The sequence below is a fragment of the Amycolatopsis orientalis genome (assembly GCF_000943515.2).
GTDB lineage: Bacteria > Actinomycetota > Actinomycetes > Mycobacteriales > Pseudonocardiaceae > Amycolatopsis > Amycolatopsis orientalis.
This window is the reverse complement of sequence record NZ_CP016174.1, coordinates 6820453-6836419: the sequence shown is the minus strand read 5'-3', so window position 1 is coordinate 6836419 and position 15967 is coordinate 6820453. Positions and strand designations below refer to the sequence as shown.

Annotated in this window: 22 protein-coding genes; 15 read left to right on the top strand and 7 right to left on the bottom strand. The window is 69.9% G+C overall.

The window, feature by feature from the left end; all coding sequences use genetic code 11:
• Positions 1–44 precede the first annotated feature (44 nt).
• Positions 45–755 (bottom strand): FadR/GntR family transcriptional regulator, encoded by a 711-nt coding sequence (locus SD37_RS29595; RefSeq protein ID WP_044855415.1) that lies wholly within the window; start codon positions 753–755, stop codon positions 45–47.
• 106 nt (positions 756–861) lie between these two features.
• Here SD37_RS29595 and SD37_RS29590 point away from each other — a divergent pair, with 106 nt between their 5' ends.
• From SD37_RS29590 to SD37_RS29580, 3 genes are read left to right on the top strand one after another with little or no spacing between them, the layout of a single operon-like run.
• Positions 862–1164, top strand: a complete 303-nt coding sequence (locus SD37_RS29590) for an L-rhamnose mutarotase (protein WP_044855414.1) — start codon at positions 862–864, stop codon at positions 1162–1164.
• Positions 1161–2132: an aldo/keto reductase gene (locus SD37_RS29585; protein WP_044855413.1), complete on the top strand. Its 972-nt coding sequence runs from the start codon at positions 1161–1163 to the stop codon at positions 2130–2132. The genes SD37_RS29590 and SD37_RS29585 overlap by 4 nt, the downstream gene beginning before the upstream one ends.
• Complete coding sequence (locus SD37_RS29580; RefSeq protein ID WP_044855412.1) at positions 2129–2965, top strand: amidohydrolase family protein; 837 nt, start codon at positions 2129–2131, stop codon at positions 2963–2965. The genes SD37_RS29585 and SD37_RS29580 overlap by 4 nt, the downstream gene beginning before the upstream one ends.
• Before the next feature lie 250 nt (positions 2966–3215).
• Here SD37_RS29580 and shbA read toward each other — a convergent pair whose 3' ends face one another.
• The 4 genes from shbA to SD37_RS29560 form a co-directional block, all read right to left on the bottom strand.
• Positions 3216–3872 (bottom strand): RNA polymerase sigma factor ShbA, encoded by a 657-nt coding sequence (gene shbA, locus SD37_RS29575; RefSeq protein ID WP_044855411.1) that lies wholly within the window; start codon positions 3870–3872, stop codon positions 3216–3218.
• A 250-nt stretch (positions 3873–4122) separates the two neighbouring features.
• Entirely contained in the window at positions 4123–4419 is a 297-nt protein-coding gene (locus tag SD37_RS29570; protein WP_044855410.1) for a DUF202 domain-containing protein, read from the bottom strand.
• 13 nt (positions 4420–4432) lie between these two features.
• A complete protein-coding gene (locus tag SD37_RS29565) occupies positions 4433–4783 on the bottom strand; it encodes a YidH family protein (RefSeq protein WP_044855409.1) in 351 nt (116 codons plus the stop codon).
• 10 nt (positions 4784–4793) lie between these two features.
• Positions 4794–5249, bottom strand: coding sequence for a GtrA family protein (locus SD37_RS29560; protein WP_044855408.1), 456 nt, complete (start codon positions 5247–5249; stop codon positions 4794–4796).
• Between the two features lie 171 nt (positions 5250–5420).
• Here SD37_RS29560 and SD37_RS29555 point away from each other — a divergent pair, with 171 nt between their 5' ends.
• Positions 5421–5636, top strand: coding sequence for a hypothetical protein (locus SD37_RS29555; protein WP_037303632.1), 216 nt, complete (start codon positions 5421–5423; stop codon positions 5634–5636).
• A gap of 81 nt (positions 5637–5717) precedes the next feature.
• Entirely contained in the window at positions 5718–6023 is a 306-nt protein-coding gene (locus tag SD37_RS29550) for a hypothetical protein (protein ID WP_044855407.1), read from the top strand.
• 365 nt (positions 6024–6388) lie between these two features.
• Here SD37_RS29550 and SD37_RS29545 read toward each other — a convergent pair whose 3' ends face one another.
• Both SD37_RS29545 and SD37_RS29540 read right to left on the bottom strand, forming a co-directional pair.
• Positions 6389–7516, bottom strand: coding sequence for a glycerate kinase (locus tag SD37_RS29545; protein WP_044855406.1), 1128 nt, complete (start codon positions 7514–7516; stop codon positions 6389–6391).
• A complete protein-coding gene (locus SD37_RS29540; protein WP_044855405.1) occupies positions 7513–8478 on the bottom strand; it encodes a 2-hydroxyacid dehydrogenase in 966 nt (321 codons plus the stop codon). Before SD37_RS29540 ends, SD37_RS29545 begins: the two co-directional genes overlap by 4 nt.
• A 157-nt stretch (positions 8479–8635) precedes the next feature.
• On the opposite strand from SD37_RS29540, the gene SD37_RS29535 reads away from it, so the two are divergent.
• The 10 genes from SD37_RS29535 to SD37_RS29490 all read left to right on the top strand — a co-directional run bounded on the left by SD37_RS29535 (position 8636) and on the right by SD37_RS29490 (position 15950).
• A complete protein-coding gene (locus SD37_RS29535) occupies positions 8636–9163 on the top strand; it encodes a hypothetical protein (RefSeq protein WP_044855404.1) in 528 nt (175 codons plus the stop codon).
• A 173-nt stretch (positions 9164–9336) separates the two neighbouring features.
• Entirely contained in the window at positions 9337–10146 is an 810-nt protein-coding gene (locus tag SD37_RS29530) for a CoA transferase subunit A (RefSeq protein ID WP_044855403.1), read from the top strand.
• Positions 10143–10898, top strand: a complete 756-nt coding sequence (locus SD37_RS29525) for a CoA-transferase subunit beta (RefSeq protein ID WP_044855402.1) — start codon at positions 10143–10145, stop codon at positions 10896–10898. The genes SD37_RS29530 and SD37_RS29525 overlap by 4 nt, the downstream gene beginning before the upstream one ends.
• The gene (locus tag SD37_RS29520; protein WP_044855401.1) at positions 10895–12073 is read left to right on the top strand and encodes a thiolase family protein; all 1179 of its coding nucleotides are present in this window, start codon (positions 10895–10897) and stop codon (positions 12071–12073) included. Before SD37_RS29525 ends, SD37_RS29520 begins: the two co-directional genes overlap by 4 nt.
• A gap of 28 nt (positions 12074–12101) precedes the next feature.
• Complete coding sequence (gene pcaH, locus SD37_RS29515; RefSeq protein WP_044855400.1) at positions 12102–12836, top strand: protocatechuate 3,4-dioxygenase subunit beta; 735 nt, start codon at positions 12102–12104, stop codon at positions 12834–12836.
• Positions 12836–13384, top strand: a complete 549-nt coding sequence (gene pcaG, locus SD37_RS29510) for a protocatechuate 3,4-dioxygenase subunit alpha (RefSeq protein ID WP_044855399.1) — start codon at positions 12836–12838, stop codon at positions 13382–13384. Before pcaH ends, pcaG begins: the two co-directional genes overlap by 1 nt.
• Before the next feature lie 7 nt (positions 13385–13391).
• A complete protein-coding gene (pcaD, locus tag SD37_RS29505) occupies positions 13392–14171 on the top strand; it encodes a 3-oxoadipate enol-lactonase (protein ID WP_044855398.1) in 780 nt (259 codons plus the stop codon).
• Positions 14168–14572, top strand: a complete 405-nt coding sequence (gene pcaC / locus SD37_RS29500; protein WP_044855397.1) for a 4-carboxymuconolactone decarboxylase — start codon at positions 14168–14170, stop codon at positions 14570–14572. Before pcaD ends, pcaC begins: the two co-directional genes overlap by 4 nt.
• Positions 14573–14581: 9 nt before the next feature.
• Complete coding sequence (locus tag SD37_RS29495) at positions 14582–15388, top strand: IclR family transcriptional regulator domain-containing protein (RefSeq protein WP_044855396.1); 807 nt, start codon at positions 14582–14584, stop codon at positions 15386–15388.
• Positions 15381–15950: a nucleotidyltransferase family protein gene (locus tag SD37_RS29490; RefSeq protein ID WP_044855395.1), complete on the top strand. Its 570-nt coding sequence runs from the start codon at positions 15381–15383 to the stop codon at positions 15948–15950. The genes SD37_RS29495 and SD37_RS29490 overlap by 8 nt, the downstream gene beginning before the upstream one ends.
• Positions 15951–15967 lie beyond the last annotated feature (17 nt).

Sequence of the window (15967 nt, the reverse complement as noted above, 5' to 3'; positions counted from 1 at the left end):
GCGCCAGAGGCCGGTTCGAGGACGTCAGAGAGGAGAGCGCGGTGTCAGGAAGCTTCGGCGGCCACGGTCGGGTCGTCGGCGGTGCCGAGCGCGTTGCGGAGCCACTGCTCGACCCCGGCCACGTGCACGGTGGCCCACGAACGCGCCAGTTCGGGTTCGCGGGCGGCGATGGCCTCGTAGATCGCCGTGTGCTGCTCGCGGGTCTTCGCGACCGCGCCCTCCTGGGTGAGCCCGCGCCAGATGCGGGCGCGCGCGGTGGGGCCCGACAGGCTGTCCAGCAGCGAGCACAGCACCGGGTTCCCGGAGCCGTCGGCGATCTTGCGGTGGAACTGCAGGTCGTTCGCGACCAGCGCCTCCACCGAGGGCGAGTCGGCCAGTTCGTCGAGCAGGCGGCCTAGTTCCGCGATGTCCTCGTCGCTCATGTGCATCGCGGCCAGCGCCGTCGCCGCCGGTTCGAGGATCCGGCGGACGGCGAGGAAGTCCAGCACGGTGTCGTCGCGGTGGAAGTCCACCACGAACGTCATCGCGTCCAAGAGGAGATTCGGTTCGAGGCTGGTGACGTACGTGCCGTCGCCCTGGCGTACGTCGAGTACGCGGATCAGGCACAGCGCCTTCACCGCTTCGCGCAGTGAGCTGCGGGACAGGCCGAGCCGCTGGGCCAGTTCGGCCTCTTTCGGCAGCCTGTCGCCGGGAGCCAGCTCACCGGAGATGATCATGTCCTTGATCTTGTCGATCGCGACATCGGTGACCGGCATGTTCCACCGCCCTCCCCGAAGACCTCGGATGTTTGTGTGTCAGTTGACAGAGTGCCATGTTTCGAGCTGAGGAGGCGCGGTGACCCACGGTGTCGCACTACAAAGAGTGGCACTCCACACCCGGTTGAAGCCGGGCAAGGAGGCCGAATACGAGTCGGTCCACGCCGTCATCCCGCCCGACCTCGACGCGGCGCTGCGGGCGGCGGGCGTGCGGTCGTGGCGGATCTGGCGGGACGGTCTCGACCTGTTCCACGTGGTGGAGGTCGATGACTACGCGAAGATGCGCGCGATCCTGCGTGATCATCCGGCGAATATCCCCTGGCAGGCGCGGATGTCGGAACTGCTCGACGTCGAAGACGACTACTCGGGCGGCGATTCGGGTCTTGGCCTGGTCTGGGAGCTTCCGTGAAGATCTCCCTGTCCCCACTCGGGCTCGGCTGCGCGCAGCTGGGCAATCTGTACCACGCCATCACCGACGAGACGGCCGAAGCGACCGTCCGGCAGGCGTGGGACGAAGGCATCCGCTATTTCGACACCGCCCCGCACTACGGCCTCGGCCTGTCCGAGAGGCGGCTGGGTGCGGCGCTTTCGGCGTATCCGCGCGCGGATTACGTGGTGTCCACCAAGGTCGGCCGCGTGCTGGAACCCGATCCCGGCGGCGCTTCGCGGACCGACGACCAGGGTTTCGTCGTGCCCGCCGCGTACAAGCGCCGCTGGGATTTCAGTCGCGACGGGATCCTCCGGTCGCTTGAGGACAGTCTCGAACGCCTCGGGCTCGACCGCGTGGACGTCGTCTACGTGCACGATCCGGACGAACATTTCGAAGACACCGTCAACGGCGCTTTCCCCGCGCTGCTCGAATTGCGGGAGCAGGGGGTCGTCGACGCCATCGGCGCCGGGATGAACCAGGCGCCGATGCTCGCGGAATTCGTCCGCCGCTTCGATCTCGACGTGATCCTGCTGGCGGGCCGGTACACGTTGCTCGACCAGCCCGCGCTCGACGATCTTCTGCCGCTGTGCACCGAACGCGGGGTGAGCGTGGTGGCCGGGGGAGCGTTCAACGCGGGGATCCTCGCCACCACGTCGCCGGGCACGATGTACGACTACGCCGAGGCTCCCGCCGAGCTGGTCGACCGGGCCCAGCGGATCGCCGAGGTCTGCGAACGGCACGGCGTCGAACTCCCGCAGGCCGCGCTGGCCCTGCCCGCCGCGCATCCGGCGGTGGTGTCCGTCGTCGTCGGCGCGCACGACCCTGGCCAGGTACGGCTCAACGCCGAACGATTCCGGCGTCCGGTACCGGGCGGGTTGTGGACGGAGCTGATCCGTGCGGGACTGGTGCGGAAGGACATCGTGCTGCGAACGGAAGGAAAACCGTGATCGACGCGCATCACCATCTGTGGGATCCCTCGCGGCGGCGGTACCCGTGGCTGGCGGACGCCGCCCTCGATCCGATCCGCCGTCCGTACACAGTGGACGATCTTCGCGCGGTGACCGGGGCGGCGGGTGTGCGGGAGACCGTGCTGGTGCAGACGATTTCGTCGGACGAGGAGACGCGGGAGTTCCTCGCGACCGCTTCCGCCGAACCCCTGATCACCGGTGTCGTCGGCTGGGTCGAACTCACCGCTCCCGATGTCGCCGACCGCCTCGCCGCCCTTTCCGGGCCACTGGTGGGAATCCGCCATCAGGTGCAGGACGAGCCGGACCCGTCGTGGCTGACGCGGCCCGAGGTCCTGCGCGGTCTCGCCGCCGTCGGCGAGGCGGGACTGGCGTACGACCTGCTGGTGAAGCCGCCCCAGCTCGACGCCGCCCTTGCCGCGGCGAAGGCGTTGCCAGATCAGGTTTTCGTGCTCGATCACGCCGCGAAGCCGCCCATCACGTCGGGGGAATGGCAGCCGTGGGCCGATGGTGTCGCCGCTCTGGGCGCGTTGGAGAACGTGTACTGCAAGCTCTCGGGGCTGGTCACCGAGGCGGACTGGGCGGAATGGAAGGTCGGGCATCTGACGCGCTGGACCGAGCACGTGCTGGAGTCCTTCGGGGCTTCGCGCCTGATGTTCGGCTCCGACTGGCCTGTCTGCGAACTCGCGGCCGCGTACGAGGTCGTCGTGGACACGGCGGTCTCACTGACGAGTTCGCTCAGCGACGCCGAGCGGCTGGAGTTCTTCGAGGGCACGGCGCGGCGGGCCTACCGCCTCGTGGGTGGGCTGGCGTGAGTCACGTGAAGGCCGTTGCGATCGGTGGTGCTGTGGTGGTCGCGCGGGCATAACCGCCCGGTCTCACACCTTGATCAACCGATCACGACCTGCGCACCGGCGACCGAGCGGGGAAGATTCCGGCCGTCCCACGGCCGGAATCCTCCCCACCCGACCACACCGCCAACCCGCACAAGCTCCACGTCAGCGGGTAAACAAATACGACCCCCTCAAGGAGTCCTTCACGGCCCGGCCGCTACTCACGAGAGGATCAGAATTCGTCCTGGTTGACCATCGTCCGCAGGCGGGCCAGTGCGCGGTGCTGCGTCACGCGCACGTTGCCGGCGGAGATCCCGAGCGCTTCGGCGGTTTCGGCGGCGGAGAGGCCGACGGCGATGCGCAGGGCGAGGATCTCCTGCTGCACACGAGGAAGGGTGGAGAGCAGGCGGCCGAGCCGGGCGCCGAGGTCCAGGTGCAGGGCGTGCGTTTCGGGCCCGTTGTCGCCGATGGGCCGCTCCGGCAGCTCCGGCACCGGTTCCGACCGGTCACGGGAGACCGCGCGGTAGGCGTCGGCGACCTTGTTGGCGGCGATCGCGTGCACGAGGTAGAGGAACGAACCGCCGCGATCCTGGTAGCCGGGCAGCGCCTTCAGCACGGCCATGCACACTTCCTGCGCGACGTCGTCCGCCGACAGGTAGGACAGGTCGCGCCCGCCCATCCGCGCGCGGCAGTACCGGACCACGACGGGCCCGATCATCCGCAGCAGCGACTGGATGGCGGCGGGATTCCCGTCGCCCGCGTCCTTGACGAGGGGGTCGAGGTCCTCCTTCGTCAGCCGTCCCCCCGGACGAGGCAGGTGCTCCGGAGTCGTGTACCCGGGGACCGCATCGGTGGTGACGGTTCTGGACGCGCTGGAGATTGCTTGCATGGTCGTCCTCCCCGGCCGACCCTGCGACCGTGGCTGTCGAGGGGCCAACACTCCGTAACTATTGAGGGCGGCAGATGCTCCGTAAGATCAGATTCACCTGCCACCGTTGCGACGCAGCGTAATCGTAGGCGTCGATCGGACGGCAGTAAAGATTTCAACTAGAGATAGCCCATTCGACGGAGTCGGCTTAATAGAACCGAGACTCTGTGTCGCGAAAAGGGACGCCGGGATCGCTGGATGTGTGCGGTGGTTAGCGCACCGCGATCAAGGCGGCCGCTGTCGCTACGACGAGTGCCGACGCGGTGACGGCCAAGGCAGGGTTAAGAGATTTCGGGATTCCGGCCTTGTGCAGTGCCCGTTCACGAACCGCGCCGATGGCGGTCAAGGTGACCACCGTGGCGCCGGCGAGCACGACCGGGACGACCGTCGCCCCCCAGCCTCGTCGTGCGGCCGAATGCAGGAGCAGGAGTGTGCAGGCAGTAGCCGCCAGCGCGGTCCGGCGCCAGGCGAGCCCCGTCCGTTCCGCTTGCGCTCCGTGATCGCTCACTTGCTCGTCCGGTTCACGAGAAGACCACCAGGGCCGCGGCGGTCAGGGTGATCACGAGAATCCCGGCGGTCAGCACGATCAGCATCCCGCTCTTCGGCAGTGGCCGTCCCGCGCGCATCGCGGTCTGCACCTGCCGCCAGCGCGGGTACGCGCTCGCCGCGAGCACGGCGGCCAGTACGACGCACAGTCCGGCGAGGACGCTGCTCAGCGCCGTCGGGTTCGGGACCAGCTGGTGCACGGCGACACCGCCGGCGAGCAGGCCCAGCGCCGTCCGGAGCCAGGCGAGGAAGGTCCGTTCGTTGGCGAGCGTGAATCGGTAATCGGGTTCCGAACCGCCGTCGTGCGGTCCGTTGATCTCTGCCACGCGTCGAAGACTAGGCGTTCTGACGCGGGAAGACCCACCAGCGAAGGACCGCGAAGCGCGCGATGCCGCCCACGACACTCGCCGCGAGCAGGGCGCCCGTCTGTTCCAGTGCCGTCGGCTCGGTGATCACCGCGTCGAGGGACGCGAGCACGATCGAGCCATACGCCGCGTAAAAGGCGAACGTCACCAGGTCCTGGAAATGCCTTTTGCCCGCGTGACTCTTCCGGGTGGCGAAGGTGACCCGTCGGTGGAACTCGGTGTTCCCGACGGTCGTGACCGCGAGCGCGACCAGGTTGGCGGCCTGCGGGCCCAGGATCGGCTGGAAGACGAGGAAAAGCACCGCTTGGAGCCCGGTGGCGACGACCCCGGCGACGACGTACCAGGCGGCGTGGTTGCCGAGTTCGTGGTGCCGCTCCGGCGCTCGCCGGATGATCCGGTGCCCAGGCGCCCACCTGGTGGTGGTCATACCGACGACGCTACCCCTCGTTTCACAAACTTGTGAAGCTAATAAAGCTGCTGAGAACTGTGATCCCCGCGACAGCGCCGTCGTTTGGTCTCCGGCGGCATCGGGTAGGCCACAGGGACCGGGTCGAGTACAGCACGCCCCGGCCAACGTCCGACGAGGAGGGAGCGGCTGATGAGCGACGAAGAGACGGCCGAGCCGGAAACGTTGCCGCCCAGTGAGGCGCTCGACGAGGACGAACTCCGCGTCGACCCGCTTGAGGAAGGCGTCGAGCCACCGGAGCACTGGAGTGGCGCCGACCGGTTCGGGACGACGCCCGCGGAGATCCGCGAAGGCGAGTCGCACGCGATGCGGCTGGCGGAGGAGGAGCCGGACGTCGGCGAAAAATGATCTTCACTCAGACGGCAGGCCATGCCGCCACCCCCTAGCGTGGTCCGTCAAGTGCAAGACCGCGACGAAGGAAGGGCAGAGATGCTGACAGTCACCGAAGCCGCCGCCGAGGCGATCACCGCACTGACCGCGCAGGAGGGATCCGAGGACAGCAGCGGGCTGCGCTTCGCGATGCATTCCCAGCAGGGAGACAGTCCGCAGCTCGCGGTTTCCGTTGCCCCGCAGCCGGAAAGCGGCGACAGGGTGCTCGGCGCGGACGGCGGCCCCAAGGTGTTCTTGGAGCCGGAAGCCGCCGCGCTGCTCGACGACAAGGTGCTCGACGTCCAGCAGGACGAGACCGGCGAAGTCGCCTTCGCCGTCCTCCCGCAGGCTCAGTCTGGTAGCTGAGCCCGGCGGGTTCAGGCTTTAAGTCCTGGCCCAGGCACGGACCAGCTCGCCGGCCCGCTGCCGTGTGCCCGGCGAGGGGGTTCCCCGAGGATGCGGGGCGCGCCTCGCGACTGTCCATAAGGGACGGTTTTGGGCGACTCGGTGTCCGATTGATGTCGATCTGTGTGGTCCTGGGCGGGGTCGTGAGTGGCAATGAGGGTTAGAACACTATTTGCCACTCACGACCACCTCGCGAGGCCGGGCAAACTACTCAAGTCGGACATTGATCGCCGGGAAAGTGTCCCTTGTGGACATCCGTGGTCACGGCCCGGCTTCCGTCAGCCAGTCCGGACTCGCACCGGGGCGCGCCATATTTGGCTTACCCCTCAATAAGTTCGCGCCCAGGCACGGACCAGCTCGCCGGTCCGCTCGCGCAGGAGTTCCGCCGCGTGCGCACGCGCGTGGTCGAGCGAAGGCGCGTGGTCGATCAGGGCGGCGCTGCCCACGACCCCGAGGCCGGCGAGCTGGGTCTCGTCCAGCTGGATCCGCCCGGCCAGCACCATCAGCGGTACCGAATGCTCCTTCGCGCGGGCCGCGATACCCGCCGGGGCCTTGCCGTCGAGACTTTGCTCGTCCAGCGAGCCTTCCCCGGTGATGACCAGATCGGCGCGTTCGATGGCGCCCGCGACCCCGGTGAGCCCGGCGATGAGCTGGAAACCGGATTCGACCGTCGCGCCGAGTCCCGCGATGGCCCCCGCCGCGACCCCGCCGCCCGCACCCGCTCCCGGGATGTCGGAGACGTCGGGGGTCCCGGCGTTCCGCAACGCCTGCGCCCAGCGGGCCAGCGCTCCGTCCAGCTGCTCGACTTCGCGCGGTCCCGCGCCCTTCTGCGGACCGAAGACCGCGGCCGCGCCACGCGGTCCGAGCAGCGGGTTCGTCACGTCGGTGGCGACGGCGACCCGCACCGAGCCGAGCCGTTCGCGCACCGGGCCGAGTTCGGCCGAGGCGACACGGCCCAGCGTGCCGCCGCCGAGTCCGACCGGCGCGCCGAACGCGTCGAACACCCCCGCGCCGAGCGCCGCCAGCATCCCGGCGCCGCCGTCGGTGCTCGCGGTGCCGCCGACGGTCAGCACGAGCCGCCGCGCGCCGTTGTCGAGCGCGTGGGCGAGGAGTTCGCCGACGCCCCAAGTGTGCGCGGCCAGCGCCACCTCCGGGCTCGGCTCGATGAACTCGATCCCGCACGCGCGGGCCGATTCGATGTAGGCCGTCCCGTCGAGCAGCACGTAGCGCGCGTCGACGGTGTCTTCGAGCGGGCCGCGGACGGGAACCTCTACGAGACGGCCACCCGCCGCGACGAGGACGTCCAGCGTGCCCTCCCCGCCGTCCGCGACCGGGCAGGCGGAGACTTCGGCCTCGGGCAGCGCGTCGCGGACGCCGTGGGCGATCGCGGCCGCGGCCTCGACCGCGGTCAGGCTTCCCTTGAACTTGTCGGGCGCGATGACCACACGAGTCATGGACGAACCTCCGTCAGCGGGTTTCCGCCGGTGAGCACCGACGCGACGTTCTCGGCCGCGAGCACGGCCATGGCAGTACGGGTCTCGACCGTCGCCGATCCGAGGTGCGGCGTCAAGACGACGTTTTCTCGATCCAGCAGGCGCGGTTCGACCTCGGGTTCGGCCTCGAAGACGTCGAGACCCGCTCCGGCGATTTCGCCGGCTTCGAGCGCGTCCGCCAGCGCCGCCTCGTGGACGACGGGCCCGCGCGTGGTGTTGATGAGGAAGGCGCCCGGTTTCATCGTCTTCAGCGCGTCGGCGTCGATGAGGTGCCGGGTCTGCGGAGTCAAGGGGCAGTGCAGGGAGACGACGTCGGAAGTTGCCAGCAGTTCACGGAAAGGCACGTACTCCGCGCCCAAGGTCCTCTCGACCTCTTCGGCGGCCCGCGACCGTCCTGAGTAGACGATCCGCATCCCGAAACCGAGCGCCCGCCGCGCGACGGCCTGTCCGATCTGGCCGAGCCCCACGATGCCGAGCGTCTTGTCCTGCAGTCCGGAACCGAGCAGGAAACCCAGGTGGAACGACCACGGCGTACGCGAGCGGATCAGCCGTTCGCCCTCGCCGAGCCGTCGCGTGACCGCGAGGATCAGCCCGAACGCCAGATCCGCGGTGGCGTCGGTGAGCACGCCGGGGGTGTTGGTGACGGTGATCCCGCGTCCGGCCAGCGCCGGGACGTCGATGTTGTCGTAGCCGACGGCCACGTTCGCCACGACCTTCAGCGCCGGGCCCGCCGCGTCGGCCACCGCACCGTCGATCCGGTCGTGCAGCATGCCGACGATCGCGGACGCGCCCTGGGCGAACTCGCGCAGTTCCTCCGGTGTCAGCGGCCGGTCGGCGCGCGACAGTTTCACCTCCCCGGCTTCGGCGAGCACTTTCAGCGCTTCGTCGGGAATCCACCGGGTCACCGCGATCGTCGAGGTCACGGGCCCAGCTTAGTGGGCGGCAGTTGGTATCCCAAACCTGAGAATCCCTGCTACGAGGGAGGCGCTTCCCCTGCGCGGGGGAGTCGTCACCACCGGTCGTGCCGGGATGGTCGTAACTGCGGAAAGGTTCCGTGAGCAGGGGATTCCAGGGGTGGAAATGAAACGATCACGAGAACTCGCGGCCATCGGGGCCGCGATGGTCATCGCTTCGACCCTCGTCGCGTCGGGCCCGGCGTCGGGGGCGGAAGAGGGCAAGGGGAAGCCGTCCGAACCGAGCCTGACCGGCAGCGCCAAGATGCTGCGCAAGGACGGCCAGGACGTCCGGTTCACCTTCGACGCGCGTGGGCTCTTCCCGGAAAGCAAGGGAAGGTTCCGGGTGAGCCACGCGGGTGAGGGGTTCTCCGCCTACTTCCAGGGCAGGGTCGACTGCCTGGTCGTCGGCGGCCCGGTCGCGGTGGTCACCGGCATCGTCGAGGACACGAACGTCCCGGAGCTCAAGGACCGCCGGGTCGGGATGACGGTCTATGACCACGGCAGGCAGGACAGGGTCGGCTACAGCTGGGGTCCCGATCGCGACAACAAGCAGATCGTGCCGCCGTGCCTGAGCAGTGCGCCCTTCGAACGGGTCGGGACCGGGGACTTCAAGGCCGTCGAATGGTTCCCGCCCGGCAGCGGGATCAGCTGAGCCGCCACCTTCGCGATCTCGGGAACGTTGGTCCGTGAAGGACTCCTTGAGGGACTCTGGGTCCCTCAAGGAGTCCTTCACGGACTCATGTCTCATGGGCCCACTCTCCGGTCGCCTGTGCTATGTTCATATGTAGAACATCTGTTCGCGATACGAACAAGCCAGGAGTGGGGATGGCGGAGCTGCTGTCGTTGAAGGACGCCGTGGCACGGCTGGTGCACGACGGGGACACCGTCGCGCTCGAGGGCTTCACGCACCTCATCCCGGTCGCCGCCGGCCACGAGATCATCCGCCAGCGCCGCACCGGGCTGACGCTGGTCCGCATGACCCCGGACATCGTCTACGACCAGCTCATCGGCGCCGGCTGCGCGAGCAAGCTGATCTTCTCGTGGGGCGGCAACCCGGGAGTCGGTTCACTGCACCGCTTCCGTGACGCGGTCCAGCATTCGTGGCCGGTACCACTGGAGATAGAGGAACACAGTCACGCGGGGATGGCGAACCGGTACGTCGCCGGTGCCTCGGGTCTGCCGTTCGCCGTGCTGCGCGGCTACACCGGCACCGATCTTCCCGCACGGACCGACACGATCAAGCCCATCACCTGCCCGTTCACCGGCGAGCAACTCGCCGCCGTCCCCGCGCTCAACCCGGACGTGTCGATCGTGCACGCCCAGCGCGCCGACCGGTCCGGCAACGTCCAGATCTGGGGTATCACGGGCGTGCAGAAGGAGGCGGTGCTGGCGGCGAAGCGGTCGCTGGTCACCGTGGAGGAGGTCGTGGACGAACTGGAGCCCCGGCCGGGTGCGATCGTGCTGCCCTCGTGGGCGGTCACCGCCGTCGCCGAGGTGCCCGGCGGCGCGAGGCCGTCGTACGCGGCGGGGTACTACGAACGGGACAACGACGCCTACCAGGCTTGGGACGCGATCGGCCGGGACAGGGAAAGCTTCACCCGCTGGCTCGACGAGCTGACGGGAGTGAAGGCATGACCGAGTACACCTCCGACGAGATGATGAGCGTCGCCGCCGCTCGCGCGCTCGGCGACGGGATGTCCTGTTTCGTGGGCATCGGCCTGCCGAGCACGGCCGCGAACCTCGCCCGGCGCGGGCACGCGCCCAACCTCACGCTGATCTACGAATCCGGCTGTCTCGGCGCCAAACCGTCCCGGCTGCCGTTGTCCATCGGCGACGGCGAACTCGCCGACACCGCGGACGCCGTGGTCAGCGTTCCCGAGGTCTTCAACTACTGGCTCCAGCCCGGCCGGATCGACGTCGGCTTCCTCGGCGCCGCCCAGCTGGACAAGTTCGGCAACATCAACACCACCGTCATCGGCCCCGACTACGCCAACCCGAAGGTCCGCCTGCCCGGCGCGGGTGGCGCGCCGGAGATCGCCGCGTCCTGCCGCGAGGTGTTCGTGGTGCTGCGGCAGAGCACCCGCACGTTCGTCGAGAAGGTCGACTTCGTGACGTCGTTCGGCCACGGCACCGGCAAGGGCGACCGCGAGCGGCTCGGCCTCCCCGGTGCCGGGCCGACGCTGGTGGTCACCGACCTCGGCCTGATGCGGCCCGACCCCGAGACCGCCGAGCTCACGCTCACCGAGCTGCATCCCGGGATCGAGGTCGATCAGGTCGTCGCCGCGACCGGGTGGAAACTGAAGGTGGCGGCCGACCGGGGAACCACCCCGGCGCCGACCGAGGCAGAACTCCGCATCCTCCGAGACCTCAAAAGGGCGAGCGCATGACCGACGTCTTCCTGTTCGACGCCATCCGTACCCCGTTCGGCAAGTACGGCGGTGCCCTGTCCGGGGTGCGCCCGGACGACCTCGCCGCCACCGTGCTGCGGGCGCTGGCCGAGCGCAACGATCTCGACCCGGCCACCGTGGACGAGGTCGTGCTCGGCGACGCCAACGGCGCGGGTGAGGACAACCGGAACGTCGCGCGGATGGCGGCACTGCTGGCGGGCTGGCCGACGAGCGTTCCCGGTGCCACGGTCAACCGGCTGTGCGGTTCCGGGCTCGACGCGGTCATGCAGGCGAGCCGGTCGGTCCAGGTCGGTGACGCGTCGCTCGCGGTCGCGGGCGGGGTCGAGTCGATGAGCCGTTCGCCGCTGGTCATGCAGAAACCGGAGAAGGCCTTCCCCGCCGGCAACCAGACGCTGTACTCCACCGCGCTGGGCTGGCGCATGGTCAACCCGAAGATGCCCGAGCAGTGGACGGTCTCGCTCGGCGAGTCCACCGAACAGCTCGCCGAGCGCTACGGCATCGGCCGTGACGAACAGGACGCGTTCGCCGTCCGCAGCCACGTCAACGCCGCCCGCGCCTGGGACGAGGGCTTCTACGACGATCACGTCGTGCCCGTCGAGGGTGTCGAACTCACCCGTGACGAAGGCATCCGGCCGGATTCCAACCCGGAGAAGCTGGCGAAGCTCAAACCCGTCTTCCGTCCACAAGGGACGGTCACGGCCGCGAACGCCTCGCCGCTGAACGACGGCGCGTCCGCGTTGCTGCTCGGTGACGAGACGGCCGGGAAGCGGCTCGGCAAGGCGCCACTGGCCAGGATCGCCGGCCGGGGCGCGGCAGGCGTCGATCCCGACGTCTTCGGCATCGGGCCGGTGCGCGCGGCCGAGATCGCCCTGGAACGCGCCGGGATCGGCTGGGACGACCTGGCGGCCGTGGAACTGAACGAGGCGTTCGCCGCGCAGTCGCTGGCCTGCCTGCGCGACTGGTCGAAGCTCGATCCGGAGATCGTCAACGTCAACGGCGGCGCGATCGCGATCGGGCATCCGCTGGGCGCCTCCGGCGGCCGGATCCTCGGCACCCTGGCCCATCATCTGCGCCGCACCGGTGGCCGGTGGGGGCTGGCCGCCATCTGCATCGGCGTCGGCCAGGGGCTGGCCGTCGTCCTCGAAGCCCAGTGATCCACTGACCCGCGCTGGAGGGAACAGCATGTCCGCACCCGCAGAACTGAGGCTCCCGCGCTACCGGCGCGATCCGGAGGGGACGCATCCGCCGCTGGACTACGCCGGCTACCGGTCGACGGCGCTGCGGCACCCCAAGGAGCCGCTGATCGTGCTCCCGCATCTGCTGACCGAGGTCACGGGGCCCGCACTGGGGCCGGGGCGGGTCGGCGAGTTCGACAACGACCTCACCAAGGGGCACGCGGGTGAGCCGCAGGGGCAGCGGATCATCGTCACCGGACGGCTGCTCGACGGCGACGGGCGGCCGATCCGGGATTCGCTCGTGGAGATCTGGCAGGCGAACGCGGGCGGGCGGTACCGGCACACCGGCGACCGCTGGCCGTCGCCGATCGACCCCAACTTCGACGGCGCGGGCCGGACGCTGACCGACAGCGAGGGCCGCTACACCTTCACCACCATCAAGCCGGGCGCGTACCCGTGGAAGAACCACGACAACGCCTGGCGCCCGGCGCATATCCACTTCTCCGTCTTCGGCAGCGCGTTCACGCAGCGGCTGGTCACGCAGATGTACTTCCCGGAAGACCCGCTGTTCTCGCAGGACCCGATCTTCAACTCCATCCCGGACGAGAAGGCGCGGCAGCGGATGATCGCCCGGTTCGACCTCGACCGCACCGAGGCCGAGTGGGCGCTGGCCTTCCAGTTCGACATCGTCGTCCGCGGCCGCGAGGCGTCGGTGTTCGAGGACGAGGAGGACGAGCACTGATGCCGGAGACGACGCCTTCCCAGACCGTCGGCCCGTACCTGTCCATCGGCCTGCCCTGGCCGGACGGGCCGGACGTCGTCCCCGCGGGCCAACCGGGCGCGATCCGCATCCACGGCCGGGTCCTCGACGGCGCGGGCGATCCGGTGCCGGACGCGATGATCGAGACCTGGCAGGCCGACGCCGACGGCCGGTTCGATCACCCCGACGACCCGCGGGGAGCGGTCGCGAGCGGATTCCGGGGCTTCGGGCGCTGCCCGACCGATCCGGACGGCAACTACGAGATCCGGACGATCAAACCCGGCGCCGTACCCGGTCCGGCGGGCAGCACCCAGGCACCGCACATCGACGTCTCGGTGCTCGCCCGTGGTCTTCTGCACCGCGTCGTCACCCGCGTCTACTTCGAGGACGACGACAATTCCGCGGATCCGGTGCTGGCCTCGGTCCCGGAGACCCGCCGGGGCACGCTGATCGCCGCTCGGACCGGCGACGGCTACCGGTTCGACATCCGCCTGCAGGGTGAGGGGGAGACGGTGTTCTTCGATGTCTAGGTTTTCGATGTCCAAGCCGGTGAAGGTGCACAGTGTCGCGGAGGGGCCCGAGGACGGTCCCGTCGTGGTGTTCGGCGGATCGCTCGGCAGCGACCACCGCATGTGGGAACCGCAGGTGAAACCCTTGGTGGACAAAGGGTTCCGGGTGGTCCGCTACGACACCCGCGGGCACGGCGCGTCCCCGGTGCCGCCCGGGCCGTACGCGCTCGAAGACCTCGGCGGTGACGTGCTCGCGCTGCTCGACGAGTACGGCGCCGAACGCGCCCACTTCGTCGGACTCTCCCTCGGTGGGATGACCGGGATGTGGCTGGGCGCGCACGCGCCGGACCGGATCGAAAGCCTGGTCCTGTGCTGCACGTCCGCGAAACTCGGGCCGCCGCGGATGTGGGCGGAGCGGGCGGAGACGGTCCGGGAGCACGGTACCGGAGCGGTCGCCGAGGCCGGAGTCGGGCGCTGGTTGACGGCGGGCTACGCGGCCGCCCATCCCGATCGCGCGGCGTACCTGCGCGAGATGATCGCCGCGGTCCCGGCCGAGGGTTACGCGGCCTCCTGCCGGGCCATCGAAGAGATGGATCTCGTCGGCGACCTGCCCAAGATCGCGGCGCGGACCCTGGTCATCGCCGGATCCGAGGATCCGGCCACCCCGGTCGAGCACGCCGAGGTGATCGCGGGCGGCATCGCGGACGCCCGGCTCGAAGTCGTCGAAGGCGCCGCGCACCTGGGGAACTTCGAAAAGCCCGAACCCTTCACCGCGCTGATCCTCGACCACCTGGAGCAGGTCCGATGAGCGACGACGCCTACGAGACGGGGATGCGGGTGCGCCGCGAAGTCCTCGGAGACGCGCACGTCGATCGCGCGGTGGCCCGCACCACCGAGTTCAGCCGCCCGTTCCAGGACTACATCACCCGGGGCGCGTGGGGTTCGGTCTGGTCGCGTGACGGGCTCGACCGCAAAACCCGCAGTTGCGTCACCCTGGCCGCGCTCACCGCGTTGCACGCCCACGACGAACTCGCCATGCACGTCCGGGCGGCAGTCCACAATGGACTCACCGCACAGGAGATCTCCGAGGTCCTGCTGCACACCGCCGTCTACGCGGGCGCCCCGGCCGCCAACGCGGCGTTCGCCGTCGCCCAGCGGGTGCTGGCCGAACTCGGTGAGCCTGCCGCCCAGGAAGAGGGTGGCGGATAGGGTTCTCATATGGACGAAGGCGAGGTGACCGAGCGCGGAGCGCACCATGTCCAGTCGCTGGAGCGTGGGCTGGCGGTGATCAAGGCGTTCAACGCGGACGCGGCGGAGCTGACACTGAGCGACGTCGCCCGCTCCACCGGGCTGACCAGGGCGGCCGCCCGCCGGTTCCTGCTCACCCTCGTCGACCTGGGATACGTGCGCACCGACGGCAAGTACTTCTCGCTCACCGCGCGGGTCCTCGAACTCGGCTACTCGTACCTGTCGAGCCTGTCGCTGCCCGAGGTCGCCCAGCCGCATCTGGAGCGGCTGTCCGCCGAGGTGCACGAGTCCAGTTCGGTGTCGGTGCTCGAAGGCATGGACATCGTCTACGTCGCCCGCGTGGCCGTCTCGCGGATCATGACCGTCAGCATCAACGTCGGCACCCGCTTCCCGGCCCACGCGACGTCGATGGGGCATGTCCTGCTGGCCGGTCTCGAAGACACCGACCTGCACGGCTACTTCGACGCGGCCAAACTCGAGAAACTGACCGCGCACACGCTGACCAGGCAACAGGATCTGCTCGCCGAGCTGGAGCGGGTCTACCGGCAGGGCTACGCGATGGTCGACCAGGAACTCGAAGAAGGCCTCCGCTCGATCGCCGCGCCGATCCGGGACCGGCGGGGCCGGGTCGTGGCCGCGGTCAACCTGTCCACGCACGCCAGCCGTACGACACCGGAGTCGGTCGAGCGCGAACTGCTGCCGCCGCTGCTCGCGACGGCCCGGGCCATCGAGGCCGATCTGGCCTCGGCGCCGCCGAGCAAGGCGGGCCATGGCTGAGGTCGCCGGGCTGCTGCTCGCGGCCGGGGCCGGGCGCCGGTTCGGCGGGCCGAAGGCACTGGCCGGCCTCGACGGCGAACCGTTCGTCGTCCGGGCGCTGCGGGTGCTCACCGAAGCGGGGTGCGCTACGGTCCGGGTGGTGCTGGGTGCCTCGGCCGACGAGGTCCGCGCGCTCCTGCCCGACCCGGAGGCGGCCCTCGTGGCCGGCGACTGGGAGTCCGGCATGGGCGCGTCGCTGCGTGCGGGCCTGAGGGCACTGGAAACGACCACCGCCGAAGCCGTCGTCGTGCACCTCGTGGATCTGCCCGGTGTCGGCGCCGACGTCGTGCGCCGGGTCGCCGACGGAGCCGACGCGGACACCGTCGCCCGGGCGGCCTTCGACGGCGTTCCCGGCCATCCCGTCGTCCTCGGCCGCCGCTGGTGGCCGGAGATCGTCGCGGGCGCGTCCGGGGACAAGGGTGCCCGTGACTGGCTCAAGGGCCGCCCGGACCTGCGGCTCGTCGAATGCGGCGACCTCGGCACCGGCCGCGACGTGGACCGCCGCGAGGATCTTCCAGGCTGATCCCTCGCTCGCCGAGG